Genomic DNA, 21,365 nt, shown 5'->3' with positions numbered 1-21,365 from the left:
ACATATAAGAAGCGGTAAGTACCGCAAACAATGGTATAGTTACATTAAGGTAGTGCGGTAATTTGAATTGAGCGAAGCTTATTAAAATAAAGACCAGCGAGATTCCCCCCGAGTCAAAAATTCATATTTTGGATTGTAGACAAACCTCAATTTTATAAAGGTTTTGATCCGACACCAAAAGGCCGTTAGGGCCAAGATGATTCATGGGAGAAAAACCCATAAAAACGTATGAAAGAAGAAAAAGTAATCACTGCTGTTCTTTCCAATTCCTTCACCACTCATTCGCTCAAAACTCTGTTCCCGAGAAAATGAAAAAGATGCCACTTCGGTTCGCCCTTCCACGAATTACCTTTTCAGGGTGCAAATCAAATTGCAAATAATAGGCATAAAGCATAGGGGCGATGGTCAAGCCAAAAACTGTTATGGCCAGTAAAACTTTCCAGCTTAGAAATCGGTACCATTTTCTAGTATAGGCAAGATGACACAAAATGGGCAGTCCTATTACCACTAATGCAATTTGGCCCTTGGTGGAAAAAGCCATTCCAGCACCAAAACCTCCCAATAGTATTGCCAATAAGTTTCCTTTTTCAATATAAGCCGTTAGTTGCCAAATAGCGAAAATGGTGAAGCCGGTCAAAACGGCATCCGTTCGAACATCGATGGCTCCTAAAACGATTGTTTGTGCCGTCATAAATACCAAGGCTGCCAACTTCCCGGTATGTGGGTTATAAAGAAGTTTTCCCAGTCCATAACAGCTATATGCCCCTAATAAGGTGGCCAATATGCCGGGAATCCTGTATGCCCAATCATGGATACCAAATATTTTAAAGGAAATAGCCGCCAACCAATAATGCATATGGGGCTTGTCCAAATACTCATTGGGACCTTTGAACAGATTCACAAAATCGTTCTCATTGACCATTCGCATGGCCATCACAGCAAATTGGGCGGAATCGTTTTCAAAGAGGGTCACGAAGCTTCCGGCGATATACACCAGAACGATTAGAAGTATTAAAAACCAATACCTTAGGTTGGATATCATACCAAGAATTTCCGATGTGCAAATATATACAACTTTGCAAACAACCATCCCAAGAAACTCCCTATTAGGGCTCCGGTCAACACATCTAATGGAAAATGTACCCCGATATATATCCGACTATAGGCAACCAAAAAAGCCCATAACACTAGGGCCAAACCTAGGTGTCTTAAACTTGACTTCAAGAGAATACCAAAAAACAGGGCAATGGCAAAAGAGTTGGACGCGTGAGCTGAATAATATCCAAACTTTCCACCACAATAGCTTTTTACCAACCGCATCAAAGAAGAAATTTCAGAATCATGACAGGGCCTAAACCTTCCTACCCCATATTTAAAAAAATTGCTCAGTTGGTCGGATACGGTAACTAACAAGCCAACGGACACTACCAAAACCAAGATTCCTTTCCATCCAAATTTTCTATAGGATAGAATCAGCAAGAAAAGATATAAGGGAAGTGTACTGAACTTATGGGAAATGAATTGCCAAAAAGTATCCCAAGTTGGGGTACCCAAACCATTCAGGTAAATAAAAATATCCTTGTCTAACTGAAGTAGCTGGTCCAGCATCCCTATTCCTCGTATCTCGGACACTTCCCTGTCATAAAAGGCGGTGGCCGCCTCGATTAGGTTTTCGGCCTCGGACTCCAACTCCTTTTCGTCCTCCTTGGAGAACTCTTCCAACCATTCCACCTCATCGTCCTCTAGATTAATAACAAATGCGGGATAATCAGTATGTATAACATATATGGCGTTAGGATAATCCGTATTATCGCCTAATAAAAATTTGGGTAATTCCATTGCTATGCTTTTACTTAATTAGGATAAAGGTACATTCAAAAAATTATGCGATCCGAATCAATTTTTTTGTCAAATAGTTAAATCGAATATACAACATAATCGCTGAAGCCGTTAGCCCTGTTAGAAGTCCGATCCAAATACCTACGCTCGCCAATGTAGTATGCAAACCTAGGTAATAGGAAATGGGAAAACCAATCAACCAGTACGCCACAAACGTAATGAACGTTGGTATCCTTACATCCTGTAAACCTCTCAAGGCTCCCAAAACCACCACTTGTACACCATCCGATATTTGAAAAAAAGCAGCTACTAAAAGTAACTGGGAAGCCATTAGAATCACCTCAGTATTATCTTCAAAATTCATCATATCATCTACATCCAAATATAATGTGGGAAACCAGTGCCTACAGATGACAAACAAAGCAGCAAAGGCTACTTCCAACAACAGTGTAAGAAAGAAAATAGACTGGGCAATACGACGCAATTCCTTAAAATTCTTAAGTCCTTTTTGGTTGCCTACCCTAATCATGGCCGCTACCCCTAGCCCAATTCCAAACATATAGGTCATACTACTCAAATTCAAGGCGATTTGATTGGCAGCCTGAGGATTCTTACCCAAAACACCGCTTAGCCATATGGCCCCAGTAAAAATCGCTACCTCAAAAAACATTTGTAAAGCAGAAGGAAATCCAAGCGAGATAATCTTTTTTAGGACACTGTTCTCAATATTTTTCAGATTGAAACCAGTCACATAGTCATGAAATTTTTTCTTGTTCTTAAGAAGCATCCACAAATAAAGGACCATCACTAAACGTGCAATTAGTGTTCCTAATGCCGCACCCACAATTCCCAACTTTGGAAAACCCAAAGAACCAAATATCAAAAGATAATTGAGCGTTATGTTCACAATATTAGCAATGACTGTAGCATACATGGGATATCTAGTCTGTGACAACCCTTCTGAAAATTGCTTAAAAGCCTGAAAAACTATGAGCGGTACCAACGAAAATGCAACCAGATCCAAATAGGGCATGGCAAGTTCAACTACTTCTTCGGGTTGCTCCATAAAATACATTAATGGCTTTGCAAGCAGTATCAACAGGAATAGGGAAAATCCCAAGATGGTACAGAGTACCAATCCATGTTTTAATGCACTTTTGGCATTTTGCTTTTTCCCTGCCCCATCGGCTTCGGCGACCAAAGGCGTAATGGCCGTTGAAAAACCGATGCCCAAGGACATGGCAATAAATACAAAACTATTTCCTAAGGAAACTGCTGCAAGTTCCGCAGTACCCAATTGTCCCACCATAATATTATCGGCGAATTGGACAAACGTGTGCCCTAGCATTCCCAAAATTACGGGCACAGATAGTTTAATATTATATGAGAATTCTTTTGAGTATTTGGAGAACACCTATGGAAATTTAAACTTTCAAAATTAGCTTTATAAAACGATTTTAGAGGAATGACTTAATCCATTTCCTTGGCCTTGTCCCAATAAGTGTCCATCTCGGCCAAGCTCATATCCTTTAATGCTTTACCTTGCTTTTCAGCCTCATTTTCCAAAAACTGAAACCGCTTGGAGAATTTTTTATTGGTTCGTTCCAAGGCATTCTCAGGATTTATGCCCAAAAACCGGGCATAATTGATCAAAGAGAAAAGCACGTCCCCAAATTCGGATTCTATCCTTTCTTTGTTGCCATGGGTTATTTCCTCCTGTAGTTCCCCCAATTCTTCTTGTAACTTTTCAAACACCTGCTCCGGTTGTTCCCAATCAAAGCCAACCCCTGCCACCTTATCCTGAATACGATTGGCCTTTACCATTGCGGGAAGACTTTTTGGCACCCCTTGCAGTACACTTTTCTTCCCTTCCTTGAGCTTTATTTTCTCCCAATTTTGCTTTACCTCTTCATCATTTTCCACCTTTACATCACCATAAATGTGGGGATGCCTATTAATCAACTTTTCACAAATACCATTGGCCACATCGGCAATATCAAAACTATTCGTTTCAGAACCTATCTTGGCATAAAAAACAATGTGAAGCAGCAAATCGCCTAGCTCCCCTTTTATTTCGGCCAAATCATTATCCAAAATGGCATCGCCCAACTCATAGGTCTCTTCAATGGTTAAATGCCTAAGGCTCTCCATAGTCTGCTTTCGATCCCATGGGCACTGTTCGCGCAAATCTTCCATTATGGTAAGCAAACGATCAAACGCCTTAAGCTTTTCTTCCTTGGTATTCATTTCAAAAGTTTTTGCAAAAGTACAAATCTAAGGGTAGAGGCCATGTTGTTATATTTAGTAACTTGGGAAATTGTGATGCTAGCTTTGCATCGCATCGTTAACAATATCAAGAACTCATGAAAAGAAGAAATTTTTTAGTGCGCTCCTCCCTATTTTCGGCAGGCACGGTTTTATTGCCTTCCTTTAGTTTTGCTTCGGAAACTTCGCAAAGGTTTGGGGTACAATTATATAGTTTCCGTGATGAAATGGCCAAGAATCCTTTAGGCACTTTAGAGCAGATAGCATCAATCGGTATTAAAGAAATAGAATCTGCCAAAAGCAGCAAGGGTCATTATTATGGTCTATCCCCAAAAAGTATGAAACAGGCCTGCGAAGATTTGGGCTTGAAATTGGTGAGCGGCCACGTACATCTTGATTCCGATTTTGATAGAACAATGGAAGAGGCGGCTGCATCCGGACAGGACTACTTAATTTGCTCGTCTATGCCGTCGGATGGTCAAACGATAGAAAACTATAAAAAGGTGGCCGAGGAATTCAACAAAGCAGGGGAAGCTTGTCAAAAAATGGGTATCAAATTCGGCTACCATAACCATGAATATGAATTTGAATCGGATCAAGGTAAAGTATTGTACGATGTACTTATGGATCATACCGACCCTGCATTGGTGCATATGGAACTAGATTTAGGTTGGGTAGTAGTAGCAGGAAAGGACCCGTTGGACTATTTTAAAAAGTACCCTGGTAGATTCCCACTTTGGCACCTGAAGGACATGAACATGACCGAAAAGGAAAGCACGGAATTCGGCAAGGGTGGTTTGGACATCCAGGCCATGATGAACCATCAGGAAGCCTCCGGAGTAAAACACATACTCATAGAACAGGAAGAATACGCCAGTACTCCATTGGAAAGCATGAAACATAATATGGATTTTCTAAATAATCTTTAGATGAAAAGGTCTCTTATTCCAATCCTGCTTTTTTTGTTTACCATCTTCCTTTCCTGCCAAAATCAGAAAAAAACCATCTACGATATGGTGATACGCAACGGCCGGATTTTGGATGGATCGGGGAAGACATCTTATGTGGGTGACATTGCCATTAATGCCGATACTATTGCCGCCATAGGATCTCGGAATATGTGTTGGGCAAAGAGGAAATTGATGCTACCGGACTTTCAGTTGCACCAGGTTTCATCAATATGTTAAGCTGGGCCAATGTCGCTCTATTGGAGGATGGTCGTTCTCAAGGGGATATCCGTCAGGGTGTTACCTTGGAAGTGATGGGCGAAGGTTCTTCTATGGGACCTTTAAGTGCCAAAATGAAGCAGGAGATGAAAGAAGGACAGGGCGATATCAAGTATGATATCCCGTGGACATCTTTGGGTGAATACCTTACCTATTTGGAAGAAAAAGGAATTTCCGCTAATGTCGCCTCCTTCGTAGGTAATGCCACCTTACGGGAGTATGCCATCGGCATCGAAAAAAGACCTCCTTCACCGGAAGAAATGGAAACCATGAAAAACCTATTGCGCCAAGGTATGGAAGAGGGAGCCGTAGGATTGTCCACTTCCTTGATCTATGTGCCCAGTGGCCATGCCGAAACAGAAGAAATCATAGAACTGGCAAAGGTTGTTGCCGAGTATGACGGCATGTATATTTCCCATATTAGGGACGAAGAGGGCGGCCTCTTAGAAGCCGTGGACGAACTCATTAGCATTTCCAAAGAAGCGAAACTCCCTGCTGAAATTTATCATTTTAAAGCATCAGGAAATGCCAATTGGCACTTATTGGACAGTGCCATCCGAAAGGTAAATGCCGCTCGTGCCGAAGGTCTAGCGATCACTACGGATATGTACATGTACAACGCCAGTTCCACGGGACTGAACGTGGTATTGCCCTCATGGGCCAAGGAAGGCGGGCATAAATCCACGATTTCATTGATGGAAAATCCCACCACCCGAAAAAAGATGATGGACGAAATCGACTTCCATGTACCGCCGTGAAAATATTCTACTCGTTGGCTTTAGAAACAAAGAGTTGCGGTATTTAATAGGAAAGACCCTGGCAGAAGTAGCCGAGGAGCGCCAAAAATCGGCCAATGAAACCTTGGTAGATCTTATCTACGAGGATGATAGCAGGATTCAGGTGGTTTATTTTTCCATGTCCGAAGAAAACGTAAAAAAGAAATTAAAACTGCCCTACATGAGTATTTGTTCCGATGCCGGTTCGTATACCAAAGAGGGTGTATTTTTGGAGCAGAGCACCCATCCAAGGGCCTATGGCTCCTTTGCCCGACTATTGGGCCATTTTGTGCGTGATGAAAAGGTGATTTCCTTGGAAGAGGCCATCTATAAATTAACAACTTTACCGGCTACAAACCTTAAATTGAAGAAAAGGGGGGCTCTTAAGGAAGGTTATTTTGCCGATGTGGTCGTCTTCGACCCAAACACCATTAAGGCCAATGCCACTTTTGAAGAACCCCATCAGTATGCCACGGGCATGCAACACGTGTTCGTAAATGGCGGTCATGTCTTAAAGAATGGGGAACATACGGGAACTTTCTCCGGCCGGTTTGTAAAAGGTCCGGGAGCATCTAAATAAATAATGCACTAACAAAATTAATAATGAAAGTACGATACACTTTTTTACTTGCAGTTCTTCTACACTCTTACATGCAAGCTCAGGATATCATTGAGGAAGGGGCAAGCCTTCAATTAATTTCCGAAACGTTTGAGTTTACGGAAGGACCGGCGAGGGATTCACATGGAAATGTATATTTCACGGATCAGCCCAACGACCGCATCGTTAAATGGGACGCGACCACAAATACGGTTTCGGACTGGATGCAACCCAGTGGCCGTTCCAACGGACTTTACTTTGATGCCGATGGAAACCTCATCTCTTGTGCCGACAATAAAAATGAACTCCGGAAAATTGGATCTGACAAGAACGTGACGGTATTAATTGACAACTACCAAGGCAAACTGTTGGGTGGCCCCAATGACCTATGGATAGATAAAGAAGGAGGTATTTACATTACAGATCCGTTGTACAAAAGGGATTGGTGGGTAACTAGAGAACCTGAGGTAGAAAAAAGAAGGGTCTATTATTTGGCTCCGGGTAGCAAGGAACTTAAAATCGTAGCTGAAGACTTTGTGATGCCCAATGGCATCATAGGTTCCAAAAACGGCAAGAAATTGTATGTAGCGGATATTGGTGATAAAAAAACATACGAGTTTACCATAAACAAGGACGGGAGTCTATCGGAAAGAAAACTGTTCTGTGAACTGGGGTCTGATGGGATGACTGTCGACCATAAAGGAAATGTGTACCTGACCGGACAGGGGGTCACCGTTTTTGACAAAAATGGAAAGCAAATAGAGCATATTGAAGTTCCGAGAAAATTGGACGGCGAACATCACTTTTGCCGGTCCCAAAAAAGACCTACTGTTCATAACAGCCATGGACGCCGTCTACACTTTAAAAATGAATGTAAAAGGAGCCCACTAAAACCAAAAGAAGATGACCTGGAAAAATCTATTCGACAAACAAGAATGCGAAGAAACTATAGTGCGTATCAGTAAGCTCACCCCTGAAACCCAGCCCAATTGGGGCAAAATGAACGTTTCACAGATGTTGGCGCATTGCAATGTCGCTTATGAGACTATCTATACGGACAAACATCCAAAGCCAAAGGGTATTAAAAAAATCCTTATCAAATTGTTGGCAAAAAACACCATTGTAGGCCCAAAACCCTACAAAAAAAACGGTCCCACCTCACCCGTATTTAAAATCAGTGACGAGAGGGATTTTGAAAAGGAAAAAAATAACTTGATTGCGAATATAAGGAAGACCCAAGAACTGGGAGCGGACTACTTTGATGGTAAGGAATCCTTTGCCATAGGTCCCCTCACCCATTCGGAATGGAATACGCTTTTTTCCAAACATTTGGATCATCACTTACAGCAATTTGGAGTCTAAGCATGAAATTGTAATTCTGTATCTTCAACCCACTTAAACCAACAGTATGACAGCTAATATTTTTGAAATTATCGGGATCGGTATGCTTATCCTTATCGGAAATGGGGTGGTCGCGAATCTTGTCCTAAAAGGAACCAAGGGTTCCGATAGCGGATGGGTGGGCATCTCCCTGGCCTGGGGAATTGCCGTATTTATTGGAGTCTTTATCTCGGCCGATGTCAGTGGCGCCCATTTGAATCCTGCAGTGACCATAGGATTGGCCGCCGCCGGAAAATTCTCCTGGTCCTGGTGCCAGGATATATTGTTTCACAAATTTTAGGGGCCATGTTGGGCAACTTTTTAGTATGGCTAGCCTATAAAAAACAATATGAGCTTTCCGAGGATAAAAGCGCAATTTTGGCCACTTTTAGCACAGCCCCGGCCATTAGAAGTTATGGATGGAATGTTGTGACAGAAGCCATTGGAACCTTCGCCCTAGTTTTTGGGGTATTCTATATTGCCGGTGGCGCGTTCGCCAATGAGCCTATATCCCTAGGGTCTTTGGATGCGCTTCCCGTAGCGCTATTGGTGATGGGAATCGGTTTTGGATTGGGCGGCCCTACGGGCTATGCAATCAATCCCGCCCGGGACCTAGGGCCACGAATCATGCATGCCCTTTTGCCCTTAAAAAATAAAGGGAAAAGTGATTGGGGATATGCGTGGGTTCCTGTTGTCAGTCCAATTATAGGAGCCCTTCCGGCCGCAGGTGTATTTTTGTTACTCAATTAATAAGATAGCTATGAAGAATATAATCAAAGTTTTAGTCCTCTGCTTTTCAAGCAGTCTTTTTGCCCAACAAATTATCGAACTGCCCTATGAAACGGCCGAAAATGTTCAATGGGAAGGAGGGGAAAAAGAATACTATTCCGAAATCCGGCAGACCCAAGTAGTCACCAACGTGTCTACCCCTACCATGGAGATATTTACTCCCAAAAATCCAAATGGTACCGCCGTTATCGTAGCGCCCGGGGGAGGCTTATATGCCTTGAGTATCGAAAGTGAAGGCAATCAGGTGGCAAAATGGTTGGCCGAGAGGGGCATTACGGCCTTTGTATTGAAATACCGACTGGTCCCCACTGGAGAGGACGGTGTACAGGAAATCACCCAAGAAGGAGCAACCAATCCCATGCAAATTATGCAACGGGTAGCACCAGTGCTTCCTTTTTCGGTTCAAGATGGACTCAACGCCATTAACTACGTGCGAACCAACGCAGAATACTATAAACTGGAACCAAATAAAATTGGATTTATGGGCTTTTCCGCAGGGGGTGCCGTCACCATGGGCGTGGCCTACAACTACAATGAAAAAAACAGACCTGACTTTCTAGTACCCGTATATCCCTGAATCACGGCCCAACCCGTACAGGCGGTACCACAGGATGCCCCACCTATGTTGGTTATTTGTGCCACAGACGACCCCTTGGGATTGGCAACTGGGAGCATTGAACTATATTCTTCATGGCTAAAGGAAAACAAAACCGTTGGCCTTCACATGTATTCAAAAGGTGGACATGGTTTTGGTATGAAAGAACAAAACTTACCTTCAGATGATTGGATTCAACGTTTTTATGATTGGTGGGAAATAGAAATTAACGATTAAGAGAAATAACATGTAGAACACGTAAGGTTAAAAACTCTCAAATACCTAAAATGCAATTCACTAAAAAAATCACCCAACTAACAATTTTACTTCTATTCACCTCTACTAGTTTTCTAGCCCAGGATAGTGAACGTTTTGAAAAGGAAGTACAGGGAGTGACTCAAAAAAACGATTCCCTTTGGAATCAAAACAAAGAAACTATTGTTTTTACGGGAAGTTCCAGTATACGTAAATGGGATAACTTGCAACAATCATTTCCAAATCATCAGGTCTTAAATGCCGGTTTTGGAGGTTCGCAAGCAAATGACCTCTTATACTATTTGGACACCTTGGTAATACGATACAATCCTACAAAAGTTTTTATTTATGAAGGTGATAATGACATTTCGGCCAAAAAGAGCCCACGGGAGATTATAGGCACCACGCAAACAATTATAGGCAAGCTCAAAGCAAAGAACCCGGAAATGAAAATTGTATTGATTTCCGCCAAACCAAGTATCAGCAGATGGAACCTGCGAAGAAAGTATAAGCGGCTCAATAGAAAATTCCGAAGATTGGCCAAAAAGGATAATTCCCTACTATTTGTGGATGTCTCGGTACCCCATGTTGAACGGTAAGGAAGTCAAAAAAGATATCTTTGTTTCGGATGGTCTTCATATGAATAAGAAAGGATATGATATTTGGTACAACGCCATGCAGCATTTAGTAAATAACCCCTAAACCATAACAATGATTAGAACAATTCTCATTCGAAGTCTTTTTTTTCTTTCGCTGGGATTGGTCGTTTTGGCCTGCCAAAGCGAGCCGAAAAAGCCCAGGATAAAAATGCCCGATACCGATTTGACGATGTCGAGCCTCATCCCGAAACCTGTAAAAATCATTCCGACAAACTCAGCCTTTGCCCTAGATCAGTTTACGGCCATTTATACCTCCAAAAGCGCCACAGGTTTTGACAAAGTGGGCGAATTTTTAGCTGAAAAGCTAAAGGCAAAAATCGATTTGGATATCCCTGTGAACCAAGAGGGGACCCATACTATTGACCGGGTTATATATATTAACCAATCGGATAGTCCGGGATTGGATACTCCGAAGCCTACCAACTATATATTAACCAAGATTCCATCATCATCAATGCAAACACCGCGGAAGGTGCCTTTAGAGGTATCCGAGACCTTACGCCAGTTGGTTCCGGATGTAAGCAATGATACACTCGCTGCACAAAGGATTTGGCCCATTCCTTCCGGTAAGATAACGGATCATCCTAATTTTGGGTATCGTGGGGCCATGTTGGATGTAGCGAGACATTTCTTTAGCGTGGAGGATGTAAAGAAATACATTGACCTTTTGTCCTACTACAAATTCAATGGACTGCATTTACATCTCTCCGATGACCAAGGGTGGCGTATTGAAATAAAATCATGGCCCAAACTTACCGAAGTGGGTGGAAGCACTGAAGTAGGTGGAGGTGAAGGAGGTTTCTACACTCAAGAGGACTACAAAGAAATTGTACGCTATGCCCAAGAACGCTATATGACCATCATTCCGAGAAATAGATATGCCAGGGCATACCAACTCTGCATCCGTTTCGTATCCCTTTTTAAATGGCAATGGAAAGACCCCAAAATTGTACACGGGTATGCAGGTAGGCTTTAGCACCTTTGATACAAGAAAGGATACAGTGTATGCCTTTATCGATGACGTAGTGCGAGAGATTTCTGAAATGACCCCTGGATCTTATTTCCATATGGGGGGCGATGAAAGCCACGTGACCAAAAAAAACGACTATATACATTTTGTAAATAACGTAGAGAAAATTGTTCAAAAACACGGAAAGCGCATGATAGGCTGGGACGAGATCGCCAATGCCGATATTGATTCCAATGCCATTGCGCAATGGTGGGCCAGTGAAGAAAATGCGAAGAAAGCGGTAGCAAAAAATATGAAGGTCATAGTTTCACCGGCCAAAAAATCCTATTTAGATATGCAATATGATTCGCTCACCAAACTAGGACTTCATTGGGCAGGTTACATTCCCGTAGATACGGCGTATCAATGGACTCCAGAAGAGTATGGAATTCCCAAAGCGAACATTTTGGGAACGGAAGCACCTTTATGGTCCGAAACCATAACTAATTTAAGTGAATTGGAATATTTGGCCTTTCCCCGAATCATTGGGTATTCCGAGTTGGCTTGGACCCAACCGGAACATAGGGACTGGGAGGAGTACAAAGGGAGATTGGCCGACCAAGCCCCATTTTTGGAGCGGAACAATGTTAACTATTACCCTTCCGAACTCATTGATTGGAAGAAGAGTAAGTTTACGTATGAAACTATTGAAAAGGATTAGCGGTTATTTAATTCCTAAAAAAAAGGCCCTGATCAGGGCCTTTTTTTTATTCATCGATTCCCGGTACGTTCACCGGACCTTTGTTGTTCCATTCAAATGGTTCGGCTTTTATTTCTTTGGGCCAAACAACATCCAATGTCCCGGCCTCATAGACCTTACCATTTTTTATGACATGGGAAACCGTGTTGGTATTTCTTAAATCCTCTAAAGGGTTCTTGTCCAATATCACAATATCGGCCAATTTGCCCGATTCCAAACTACCCGGATCACCATCCAGGCCTATGGCCTCCGCCCCAATAATCGTAGCGACTTTTAGTGCATCCATAGGTTTCATTCCCCCACTGGCCACTGACCAAAGCTCCCAATGAAATCCAAGCCCTTGTAATTGACCATGACTACCAATCCCGGCCAAGCCGCCAGCTTCCACCAAAGATGTCATGAATTCGGCATGCTTTTTAAAGATATGTTCCTCATCCATGAACCAACCTGGTCTCCTCCTACTCTTACTAGCCAATTCTTTGTATGGGGTAAAATGCTGTAGTTTTTCATCGCCCCATACATTTTCCCGGGAGTAGTAGTAATTCTCTGCCCAAGGCCCACCATAGGAGACCAACAACGTTGGGGTAACGGCCATTTTAGATTCGGCTATGGTTTTGACCACATCCTCATAAATGGGATAAATGGGTAAAGAATGTTCATGGCCAGGATAACCATCAATTAACTGGGTCATATTCAATTTAAAATCGAGACCACCTTCTGTTGTAGGCATCAGTTTTAATTCTTTACAGGCCTCAATCACCCATTGACGTTGTTGCCTGTTTCCCACCAAATACATTTTAATGGTCTTGGTGTCAAAATAATCACTGTATTGTTTTAAAACATCCTTGGTATGTTCCGAGACTTTCCAACTGATATCCCCAATACCCCAAACCTGGATCTGTACTATAAATTCGGGGATCATCGATCATACCGGCATCTACCATATCCCCATAAGTAAGAACATCTGTGGTACCCGTTTGAGGATCCCTTGTAGTAGTCACCCCATAAGCCAAGTTGGCCGCGTACATCCATACCTGTTGTTTATGAATACCCCAGGCAGGCCTTAAATGGGCGTGAGTATCCACGAAACCCGGTAATATGGTCTTGCCGGACATATCTATCTCTTTGGTACCATCAGGAACCGAAAGACTTCCGGAAGGTCCAACAGCCTTTATTCTATTATTTTCAATGAGTATATCCCCGTTCTCTAAAATTTCATCATCCTTCATTGAAATGACTCTAGCACCTTTGATCAACAGGGTGCCTTTGGGGATGTCCTTTTCATAACTCACCTTTATTTTATATTCTTCGGCCTTGAATTCCGAAAGGTCCTTTTCATCTTCCTTTTTATCCAAGGAGTCCTTTTTAACCCCGTCTTTTTTGTTCTTTTTAACCTCCGCAATACTATCCTTATATTTTTTTCCTGCGGGGACATCATATACAAAATGACTTGCACCCAAAGACCAGTGAACTTTCTTACCGGTGTTGGATCAAACAGGAAACTCCCCACCGATCTTGGTCAATTTCATGGCCGGAAATGCAGCTTTTTCAGCCTTTGCTACTGACACCATGGGCGTCTTGCCATATTTTGGGATGGTCGCTATGTAGATATCATTATTGATTTTAGCTAAGGCGGATGTGCCATCCGGGGAAATTAGAATCTCATCAGGTTTTGAGGATTTATCGTTATCATCTGCTTCAATGGAATTTGGTAACGCAGCATGGTCATGGAAAATATCTTGAGATCCATAAGTAACGATTCCCTTCAATTTTAAATGTTCCTTTTCGTCTGTACCATCCCACCTAATGGAAACAAGACCTTTTTCGGAGTCCGTTAAATAGATTCGGTCGTCCCCTTTCGTAAAATGCGGCACAGACCTTTTTTTGGATTTGTCAATAAATTGAATATCACCGCCCTCAGAAGAAATCCATACCAAATCTTCCATATTCCGACTGGAAAACAATCCCAATAAATCTTGAAATGACTGGGCAGACCCTCTATGAAAGGCAATACGATCTGAATTGAAAGACCAAGCCGGATAGGTATACAAACCTGGAACTGTAGTCAGTTTCTTAATTCTAGTTCTACCATTGAGATTTACAGTATATAAATGGCCTACATTCTTTTCCCATGTTGTATAAACCAAAGTAGAACCATCTCGGAGACCAAGCAGGCTGCGCTTCTATAAAGTCATTTTCGGTCACTCTTCTTGGTGTACCATTAGGAAAATCCATAACGTAAAGTCTGTTTAAAGCGGTAAAAGCCAATTTACTGCCATCCGGGGAAGGTTTTGCATCACGAATCTGCGTGGCAAAGGCTTCCTTTGAATCCTCAATAGGATATTTAAAGGAGAGCCTGGGCCCCATATCCAAAGCCACATCTACAGAAAAAGGAATTTCCTTGGCACTTTTTTCTTCAATTGAAATGGCATATATCTTTCCGCCGTATGAGGCAATCAATTGTTTACTGTCCGGCGTGAAGGACATGGCCGGAAGCACACCTAATGGCGCTATAGATTCTTGCTCATCCCTTTGCACAGGGTATGCCAACCATTCTTCATTCCCGGTCTCCAAATCACGAAGTATTAGACCCGTTTCCGTCTCGTATCTTGTTCCATATACCAACCATTTACCATCCGGGGAAAGGGTTGGCGTAAAAGCCGAACCGTATTTTGAGGTAATCACCGCCATTTCACCATCCTCCATATCATAGGTACCTATTTGATATTGTGGTAATTGGGCATTATAGTTCCAGGCACTTCTTCTTTGCGAAAAATACACCAGTTTTCCATTTGGACTTATTGCAGGGTCTATAAGCTTAATGTTTTCCGGTTCACCTACAAGTTGACTTCCGGAACCCCCATCTTTATGATAAATATGTGGCTTTATGTTCCTTCTTCCCTTTACCCCGATAATGTAGTCACCATCCGGAGTCCATTCTGCCGAAAAGAAATTGTGCTTTTTCTCCTCCGTTATTTGCTTTTCCTCCTTCGACAGTAGATTCAAGGTCCAAATATTGTCGGAACCGCTTTTATCTGATATAAAAACTATACTTTTACCATCCGGGCTGTACCGAGGATGTACATCATATTGCATGCCCTTGGTGATTCTAGTGGCCATTCCACCTGCGATAGGCATGGAGTAGATATCCCCCATCAGGTCAAACACAATAGTCTTCCCATCCGGGCTCACATCAAGGGAAATCCAAGTACCTCTATCCGTAGTAAAACTTATTTTTCTTTCAGGTTCCAAAGGAAGTTCCTTGGTTGCCAGTTTAGTCGAATCCTTGGAGTCCTGACCCTTGGTCGAGTAAGTATAAACCAAGCAACAAGCTAAGGCAATAAGGCGCAAACACATTTTCATATCTTTAAATTTAATTGAGCTTTCTAAATATACAGAATCATAAAATGGATTGCATAAAAAAGCCCCGATTTAAAATTCGGGGCTCTATTGTGTTGGAACAAAGAAAACTACTCCTTGGCTTTTGTTTCCTCTTCCATATCTTTTGGCTCTTCCTTGGAGAAATCCGCCAAATCCTTTTCCACTAAAATATTGTACCACTGAATGATTTTCTTTATATCACTACCATATACCCTATCCTCGTCATAGTTTGGTAATACCTCAAAGAAATACTCCTCAAGCTTGATTTTTTCGTCTTTGTGGCTTACCGAAGTTTTCTCTCCATTTTCCTTTTCTTGAATCTTTAAAAAAACCTCCCTTAAAGGTAATTCTTCATCCAAAGTGTAAATAGCTATCTCAGATAATACACTAACGTTACTTCGTAAACCTACACTGATTTTTTTTCCATCCAATAAGGACTCCGCTACAAAACCGGTCCTTGTTTGTGTTATTAATTTGTACAAGCCAGGTTTTCCGGCCACCGACAAAATTTTCTCCAAACCCATATATTTTTTTGCTTTTTGAGTGGGCAAAGATGCCACTTTTCTAATGATTAAAAAATCCTATCTACCTTTTTTCTGATTGGGAAAACGCATCCTGTAGTCCACATTTATTTTCCCCTTTGATATGTTGGCCAATCTACCTTTTAGCAATCGCTTTTTTAAAGTGGAGAGTTTATCCGTAAAAAGAATTCCCTCTATATGGTCGTACTCATGCTGAATGACCCTAGCCAAAAGTCCATCGTACGTTTCAACATGCTTTTTAAAATTCTCGTCCGAGATAGGTGATTTTTATACGTTCTTTACGTTGAACATCCTCCCTAACATCCGGTATACTTAGACAACCCTCGTTAAAGGGCCATTCCTCACCACTTTCTTCCTCGATTTGGGCATTGATGAATACCCTCTTGAAACCATTTAACTGGTCCTGTTCTTCTTTGGAGAGCTCCTCATCATCGGAAAAAGGTGTGGTATCCACGAGGAACAGACGTATAGGCAATCCAATCTGAGGTGCAGCCAAACCTACGCCACTTGCATTATACATGGTTTCCCACATATTGGAAATGAGCTCCTTTAAATTAGGGTACTCCTTGTCAATGTTATCCCCTACCTTTCTCAAAACCGGATCGCCATAGGCTATAATTGGTAATGTCATTTATATTCGCTTTAAATAATCTTGTAAAATAATTGTCGCGCTTATTTCATCAATCAAACCCTTGTTTCTGCGCTGCTTCTTTTTCAATCCACCATCCAACATACTTTGAAAGGCCATCTTTGAGGTGAAACGTTCATCTTGACGGATCACTTTCAAATTTGGAAAATTATCCGAAAGTTGTTTTAAAAATGGGGTGATGTGAGCTTCTGATTCCGATGGCTGATTGTTCATTTGTTTTGGTTCCCCTACCACTAGTTCATCAACATTTTCCTCCTTAAGATAATGGATCAAAAAAGGTATAAGTTCATTTGTAGGCACCGTAGTCAATCCCGATGCTATGATGCGCAGCTCATCTGTTACGGCAACACCCGTTCTCTTTTGACCAAAGTCCAACGCAAGAATCCTTCCCAATTTTAATTTTTGGCAAAAATAAAGGATAATTTGTTATATGAAGATGAACCCATAGCTAATTCCTAGGCTTCAGCTTATATTTGACAAAATTTTAATAGAAATGACAGATTTACGAGATACGATAGAAAAAGCTTGGGAAAACCGGGACCTTTTAAAAGAAACGGATACGCAAAAAGCCATTAGGGAAGTCATTGACCTTATAGATTCCGGTAAGTTACGCTGTGCAGAGCCTACCGAAGATGGATGGCAAATAAATGAATGGGTTAAAAAGGCCGTAGTGCTTTATTTTCCTATTCAAAAAATGGAGACTCGGAAGCAGGTATATTCGAATATCATGATAAAATGCCCCTAAAACGAGGCTATAAGGAAAAAGGAATCAGGGTTGTTCCCAATGCGGTGGCTAGACATGGAGCATATATATCCCCAGGAACCATTTTAATGCCCAGCTATGTAAATATTGGTGCCTATGTAGACGAAGGAACCATGGTAGATACTTGGGCCACCGTAGGTAGCTGTGCCCAAATAGGTAAAAACGTGCACCTAAGCGGCGGTGTAGGTATTGGAGGTGTCTTGGAACCTTTGCAAGCAGCTCCTGTTATCATAGAGGACAATGCATTTATTGGATCAAGATGTATCGTGGTGGAAGGCGTTCGTGTTGGAAAAGAAGCCGTACTGGGTGCCAATGTGATTCTTACCGGATCTACCAAAATAATTGACGTCACTGGAGAGAAACCCGTTGAGAACAAAGGTTTCGTTCCTCCAAGATCGGTAGTAATTCCCGGTAGCTATACCAAAAAATTTGCGGCAGGGGAATATCAGGTACCTTGTGCCCTTATCATTGGTCGACGTAAGGAAAGTACCAACAAAAAAACTTCATTGAACGATGCACTAAGGGAGTATGACGTAGCAGTTTAAGAAATATTGAATATAATTGAGAAGGTTGAAATTTTTGGATTTTACAATTCCTAAAATTTCAGCCTTTTTCATTGTGAAGACTTTAAAATTTAAGAAAGTTTTCCATACATGCGATATAAATGCACTTCAGTACGCAACCCCAAATGGGTAGTTACATCTCTATTTTCAAAAGGAGGTTATATAAATGAATTTGTAAGAAATTTACTAAGGATTACAATTTTTGCCTTTTTTTTTTGTTATACCTTTGTTAGCCCAATGCTATCGACCCTACTTATTCGGTAATTTATGAGTAATAGAGAAAAAATAACGGCCCTTATCATTACTTTCAATGAAATTGGTTACATTGAAAAGTGTTTAGAGTCCGTTTCCTTTGTTGATGAAATCATTGTGGTAGACTCCTTTAGTACGGATGGCACCTATGAATATCTTTTGAAACATCCCAAGGTAAAGGTCATTCAAAATCCCTTTGAAAATTTCACGGCCCAAAAATCCTTTGCCTTAAAACAGGCTACAAATGACTGGGTTCTTTTTTTAGATGCCGACGAAGTGGTTCCGGAACCTTTGAAGACCGAAATCTTAAACACAGTGGCAGCTGAAAACGATGTAGTTGCCTATTGGTTTTATAGACAATTCATGTTCCAAAATGAAAAATTGAGGTTCAGTGGATGGCAAACCGATAAAAACTATCGACTTTTTAGAAAAAGTAAGGCAAAATTTTCAGATAGAAGAATAGTGCATGAAACCTTGGACGTGGACGGGGCATCCGGCATATTAACCGAGAAGCTTACCCACTATTGCTATAAAAATTACGAGGACTACAAGTCTAAAATGCTAAAGTACGGACAACTAAAGGCTGTAGAGTGTTTTTACACAGAAAGAAAATTCAATTATTTGGCAATGTACTTAAAAACGGGATGGAAATTCTTTAACCATTACGTTCTCAGACTCGGATTTTTGGATGGTAAAAAAGGGTTTGCAATTTGTTATTTGAATGCCCTAGGCGTTTTGGAAAGGTTCAGAGAATTAAAACGGCTGGAGCAGAAGAACGAATTGGCCTATTACTTAGTAATGCCGTAAAAGATTCATACCCTCTTTTCTTTTTTTGTGTTTTTTCTTATCCCTTGATTTTTTGCAATGGATTCAGGAGTCTTATATCCTCGCTTGTGATCAAGGTGGACACATACTGCACTGTATCTTAGTTGTTTGGACTTTATTCCGAAGTTGAAAAGCCGTTCTCCCAATTCCCTGTCCTGTCCGCCATATTGCATCCTCTCATCGAAGCCATTTATATTAAGAATGTCTTTCTTCCAACCTGAAGAATTATGACCGTTCCAACTAGCGTTTGTAGGAGTAACCCAGTTCAGGACTTTAGAAATGAGGCCGCTGGCCGTCAACTTATTGTTTTTAAAGGTTTTTGGAATGCCTTTTTCCTTAAGCCAGTGGATGTCAAAACATCTTTGATTTTCAATATCCTCTAGGCTTATCAATTTGGAGATATTCATAGGTAACATATAATATCCTCCGTGAAATAAAATAGCCTGGTTCCTTATTGATGTAATGCACATGGACAAAATCCTCTCTTGGAATACAATCACCATCCGTCATTATAATATATTCCGTACGGCAAGCTACAACAGCTTTGTTCAATATTCGGATTTCTGAAATCCCTCATCCTCTTGCCATACATGGACAATGGGATAAAAAACTTCCCTGGACATTTGATCCAACAATTCCTTAGTTGACGGTTTCGAACCGTCATCAGCAATGACCACTTCAAAATTTTTGAAAGTTTGTTGATTGAAACCCCATAACACCTTTTTCAGCCACTCCTCAGCATTGTAGGTGCTAACAATTACACTTATTTTTAGGTCCTCTGATGTATCGGTCATAGTTTGGCAAAAATATAAAAGTCTTCCTGTATCTTTGGTTTTTTAAAGGGCATTGTTCAATATAATGTCAAATGCTACTGAAACCCTAAGGTTTTTCTAAGATGAAGTTAAAAGAATATCCTAGCTCAATTTACCATACCCTTAAGCTATTAACCAAGTCTACAAGAAAAATGAAGGATAGCAAAAAGGAGCAAATACCAGTAATTGTTTCCTTTACATCAATTCCCTCTAGAGTAAGAATATTGCACATTGTTGTTCGTAGTATTTTGAATCAAAGTGTCTTACCCGAAAAAGTAATTCTTTGGCTCCATGAAGACTTGAAAGATGAGCTACCTAAAAAACTTACGGTGTTGAAAGATGATCTTTTTTCTATCCACTATACAAATCAAAAAAGCTCTCATAGAAAATTAGTATTGGCATTGGAAAAATTACCAAATAAAACTATAGTAACATGTGATGACGATGTCATTTATCATCCAAAATGGCTTGAGTTGCTTTATAAAGACCATCAAAGATATCCTGATTGTATTTCCGCAAACCAAGTGAGGTACATAAAATATGATATAAATGGAAATCTTTTACCCTATAAGCAATGGGATTTAAAGAAGAATGAACCTTCTAATTCTAAAGCTATATTACCCATTGGGGTTGGGGGTGTTTTATATCCAGCCGAAAGTCTTTCAAAAGAAGTAAGTAATAAAGACCTATATCTGAAAATAACACCAAGGGCGGATGACTTATGGTTCAAGGCCATGTCTCTACTTAAAGGAACAAAATCCAAATTATCTGATTTTAACCCCAAAAAACCTATTCCCATCATTAATTCTCAAAAAGAATCCTTGAAAAGAGAAAATGTTGATGAAGATAAAAATAGAACCCAGTGGTTAGCGGTTACGGAATATTTTAAAATAGGTATAAATGAGGATGGACAGTTATGATGGATGAATTGAACAAATCAATTAAAGTTTTACAAAATGGGGGGCTTATTTTATACCCTACCGATACCCTATGGGGTATTGGATGTGACGCCACAAATGAAGCAGCAATAGAAAAAGTATACGCTTTAAAACAAAGGAAAGATACCAAAGCGCTTAGTTGTCTAGTCGCCAATGATGCCATGCTAGAAAGGCATGTTGAAAAGGTTCCGGATTTAGCATATGATATTATTGAAATGGCCACCAAACCAACTACCATTATTTATGATAATCCAAAAGGAATAGCTCCCAACTTGGTTACCAGTGACAATACCATGGCGATTAGGGTCGTGTCCGATAAATTTTCTCGGTACCTTATCGGAAAGTTTAAAAAACCCATCGTTTTTACCTCTGCGAACATGGCCGGCAAAAAGACTCCAGCTAATTATAAAGAAATTGACCAAGCCATTTTATCAGGTGTAGACTATGTGGTAAATTTGGAACCTGAAAATCAGAACGCAGTGCCCTCTTCAATTATAAAATTAGGCATGGATGGGCTTATAGAAGTGATCAGGGAATAATGCCAGTGAA

At 41.0% G+C, this 21,365-nt stretch carries 24 protein-coding genes and 4 pseudogenes; 16 read left to right on the top strand and 12 right to left on the bottom strand.

All coding sequences use genetic code 11. The features are described 5' to 3' along the window. Window positions 1–286: 286 nt before the first annotated feature. From NYZ99_RS05750 to mazG, 4 genes are all read right to left on the bottom strand, one after another. Window positions 287–1,042, bottom strand: coding sequence for an ArnT family glycosyltransferase (locus tag NYZ99_RS05750; protein ID WP_260574392.1), 756 nt, complete (start codon window positions 1,040–1,042; stop codon window positions 287–289). Continuing rightward, window positions 1,039–1,839 carry a phosphatase PAP2 family protein gene (locus NYZ99_RS05745; RefSeq protein WP_338039335.1) on the bottom strand — a complete coding sequence of 267 codons (801 nt, stop codon included), beginning with the start codon at window positions 1,837–1,839 and terminating at the stop codon, window positions 1,039–1,041. The genes NYZ99_RS05750 and NYZ99_RS05745 overlap by 4 nt, the downstream gene beginning before the upstream one ends. 43 nt (window positions 1,840–1,882) lie before the next feature. Next, window positions 1,883–3,187, bottom strand: coding sequence for an MATE family efflux transporter (locus NYZ99_RS05740; protein WP_420845215.1), 1,305 nt, complete (start codon window positions 3,185–3,187; stop codon window positions 1,883–1,885). A 122-nt stretch (window positions 3,188–3,309) separates the two neighbouring features. Beyond that, the gene (gene mazG, locus NYZ99_RS05735) at window positions 3,310–4,086 is read right to left on the bottom strand and encodes a nucleoside triphosphate pyrophosphohydrolase (RefSeq protein WP_260574389.1); all 777 of its coding nucleotides are present in this window, start codon (window positions 4,084–4,086) and stop codon (window positions 3,310–3,312) included. 116 nt (window positions 4,087–4,202) lie between these two features. Here mazG and NYZ99_RS05730 point away from each other — a divergent pair, with 116 nt between their 5' ends. From NYZ99_RS05730 to NYZ99_RS21410, 12 genes and pseudogenes are all read left to right on the top strand, one after another. Beyond that, a complete protein-coding gene (locus tag NYZ99_RS05730; protein WP_260574381.1) occupies window positions 4,203–5,033 on the top strand; it encodes a sugar phosphate isomerase/epimerase family protein in 831 nt (276 codons plus the stop codon). After that, entirely contained in the window at window positions 5,034–5,291 is a 258-nt protein-coding gene (locus NYZ99_RS05725) for a hypothetical protein (protein WP_260574379.1), read from the top strand. After that, window positions 5,225–6,088 carry an N-acyl-D-amino-acid deacylase family protein gene (locus NYZ99_RS05720; protein WP_260574376.1) on the top strand — a complete coding sequence of 288 codons (864 nt, stop codon included), beginning with the start codon at window positions 5,225–5,227 and terminating at the stop codon, window positions 6,086–6,088. Before NYZ99_RS05725 ends, NYZ99_RS05720 begins: the two co-directional genes overlap by 67 nt. Continuing rightward, the gene (locus NYZ99_RS05715) at window positions 6,075–6,686 is read left to right on the top strand and encodes an amidohydrolase family protein (protein WP_260574375.1); all 612 of its coding nucleotides are present in this window, start codon (window positions 6,075–6,077) and stop codon (window positions 6,684–6,686) included. The genes NYZ99_RS05720 and NYZ99_RS05715 overlap by 14 nt, the downstream gene beginning before the upstream one ends. A gap of 23 nt (window positions 6,687–6,709) precedes the next feature. Then, window positions 6,710–7,669 (top strand): SMP-30/gluconolactonase/LRE family protein, encoded by a 960-nt coding sequence (locus NYZ99_RS05710; protein WP_260574374.1) that lies wholly within the window; start codon window positions 6,710–6,712, stop codon window positions 7,667–7,669. Further along, window positions 7,608–8,066: a DUF1569 domain-containing protein gene (locus tag NYZ99_RS05705; RefSeq protein WP_260574372.1), complete on the top strand. Its 459-nt coding sequence runs from the start codon at window positions 7,608–7,610 to the stop codon at window positions 8,064–8,066. Before NYZ99_RS05710 ends, NYZ99_RS05705 begins: the two co-directional genes overlap by 62 nt. A gap of 46 nt (window positions 8,067–8,112) precedes the next feature. Next, window positions 8,113–8,834 (top strand): annotated as a pseudogene (locus NYZ99_RS05700) (MIP/aquaporin family protein). 10 nt (window positions 8,835–8,844) lie between these two features. Beyond that, entirely contained in the window at window positions 8,845–9,450 is a 606-nt protein-coding gene (locus tag NYZ99_RS05695) for an alpha/beta hydrolase (RefSeq protein ID WP_260574371.1), read from the top strand. Window positions 9,451–9,495: 45 nt separating this feature from the next. Continuing rightward, the gene (locus tag NYZ99_RS05690) at window positions 9,496–9,705 is read left to right on the top strand and encodes an alpha/beta hydrolase family protein (protein ID WP_420845187.1); all 210 of its coding nucleotides are present in this window, start codon (window positions 9,496–9,498) and stop codon (window positions 9,703–9,705) included. A gap of 50 nt (window positions 9,706–9,755) precedes the next feature. Beyond that, window positions 9,756–10,322 carry a GDSL-type esterase/lipase family protein gene (locus NYZ99_RS05685; RefSeq protein WP_260574369.1) on the top strand — a complete coding sequence of 189 codons (567 nt, stop codon included), beginning with the start codon at window positions 9,756–9,758 and terminating at the stop codon, window positions 10,320–10,322. A 112-nt stretch (window positions 10,323–10,434) separates the two neighbouring features. Beyond that, on the top strand, window positions 10,435–11,358 hold the full coding sequence (locus tag NYZ99_RS21415; RefSeq protein ID WP_338039334.1) for a family 20 glycosylhydrolase: 924 nt from the start codon (window positions 10,435–10,437) through the stop codon (window positions 11,356–11,358). Further along, on the top strand, window positions 11,261–12,052 hold the full coding sequence (locus NYZ99_RS21410; protein ID WP_338039333.1) for a family 20 glycosylhydrolase: 792 nt from the start codon (window positions 11,261–11,263) through the stop codon (window positions 12,050–12,052). The genes NYZ99_RS21415 and NYZ99_RS21410 overlap by 98 nt, the downstream gene beginning before the upstream one ends. Before the next feature lie 46 nt (window positions 12,053–12,098). On the opposite strand, the gene NYZ99_RS05675 is transcribed toward NYZ99_RS21410, so the two are convergent. The 7 genes and pseudogenes from NYZ99_RS05675 to ruvX form a co-directional block, all read right to left on the bottom strand. Continuing rightward, on the bottom strand, window positions 12,099–13,013 hold the full coding sequence (locus NYZ99_RS05675; protein ID WP_260574367.1) for an amidohydrolase family protein: 915 nt from the start codon (window positions 13,011–13,013) through the stop codon (window positions 12,099–12,101). After that, a complete protein-coding gene (locus tag NYZ99_RS05670) occupies window positions 12,913–13,551 on the bottom strand; it encodes an amidohydrolase family protein (RefSeq protein ID WP_260574365.1) in 639 nt (212 codons plus the stop codon). The genes NYZ99_RS05675 and NYZ99_RS05670 overlap by 101 nt, the downstream gene beginning before the upstream one ends. Window positions 13,552–13,581: 30 nt before the next feature. Further along, window positions 13,582–14,238, bottom strand: coding sequence for a TolB family protein (locus tag NYZ99_RS05665; RefSeq protein WP_260574363.1), 657 nt, complete (start codon window positions 14,236–14,238; stop codon window positions 13,582–13,584). Continuing rightward, complete coding sequence (locus NYZ99_RS05660) at window positions 14,177–15,454, bottom strand: hypothetical protein (protein ID WP_260574362.1); 1,278 nt, start codon at window positions 15,452–15,454, stop codon at window positions 14,177–14,179. Before NYZ99_RS05660 ends, NYZ99_RS05665 begins: the two co-directional genes overlap by 62 nt. 107 nt (window positions 15,455–15,561) lie before the next feature. Continuing rightward, a complete protein-coding gene (locus NYZ99_RS05655; protein ID WP_260574357.1) occupies window positions 15,562–15,996 on the bottom strand; it encodes a DUF5606 family protein in 435 nt (144 codons plus the stop codon). A gap of 57 nt (window positions 15,997–16,053) precedes the next feature. Further along, window positions 16,054–16,645 (bottom strand): annotated as a pseudogene (gene def, locus NYZ99_RS05650) (peptide deformylase). Then, window positions 16,646–17,056: a Holliday junction resolvase RuvX gene (ruvX, locus tag NYZ99_RS05645; RefSeq protein WP_260574356.1), complete on the bottom strand. Its 411-nt coding sequence runs from the start codon at window positions 17,054–17,056 to the stop codon at window positions 16,646–16,648. 100 nt (window positions 17,057–17,156) lie between these two features. Here ruvX and NYZ99_RS05640 point away from each other — a divergent pair. Together NYZ99_RS05640 and NYZ99_RS05635 are read left to right on the top strand one after the other, a co-directional pair. After that, a pseudogene (locus tag NYZ99_RS05640) lies at window positions 17,157–17,971 on the top strand (2,3,4,5-tetrahydropyridine-2,6-dicarboxylate N-succinyltransferase). Between the two features lie 285 nt (window positions 17,972–18,256). After that, complete coding sequence (locus NYZ99_RS05635) at window positions 18,257–19,048, top strand: glycosyltransferase family 2 protein (RefSeq protein WP_260574354.1); 792 nt, start codon at window positions 18,257–18,259, stop codon at window positions 19,046–19,048. 5 nt (window positions 19,049–19,053) lie between these two features. Here the strand turns inward: NYZ99_RS05635 and NYZ99_RS05630 are convergent. Further along, window positions 19,054–19,860, bottom strand: a pseudogene (locus NYZ99_RS05630) (glycosyltransferase family 2 protein). 101 nt (window positions 19,861–19,961) lie between these two features. Here NYZ99_RS05630 and NYZ99_RS05625 point away from each other — a divergent pair. Together NYZ99_RS05625 and NYZ99_RS05620 are read left to right on the top strand one after the other, a co-directional pair. Next, window positions 19,962–20,798, top strand: a complete 837-nt coding sequence (locus NYZ99_RS05625; RefSeq protein ID WP_338039332.1) for a glycosyltransferase family A protein — start codon at window positions 19,962–19,964, stop codon at window positions 20,796–20,798. Then, entirely contained in the window at window positions 20,795–21,355 is a 561-nt protein-coding gene (locus NYZ99_RS05620; protein WP_260574350.1) for an L-threonylcarbamoyladenylate synthase, read from the top strand. The genes NYZ99_RS05625 and NYZ99_RS05620 overlap by 4 nt, the downstream gene beginning before the upstream one ends. The last annotated feature ends 10 nt before the right edge of the window (window positions 21,356–21,365 follow it).

Source organism: Maribacter litopenaei (assembly GCF_025244665.1).
Classification (GTDB): domain Bacteria; phylum Bacteroidota; class Bacteroidia; order Flavobacteriales; family Flavobacteriaceae; genus Maribacter; species Maribacter litopenaei.
Note: the sequence above shows the minus strand (reverse complement) of the source record. Positions and strands in the feature narration are given on the sequence as shown.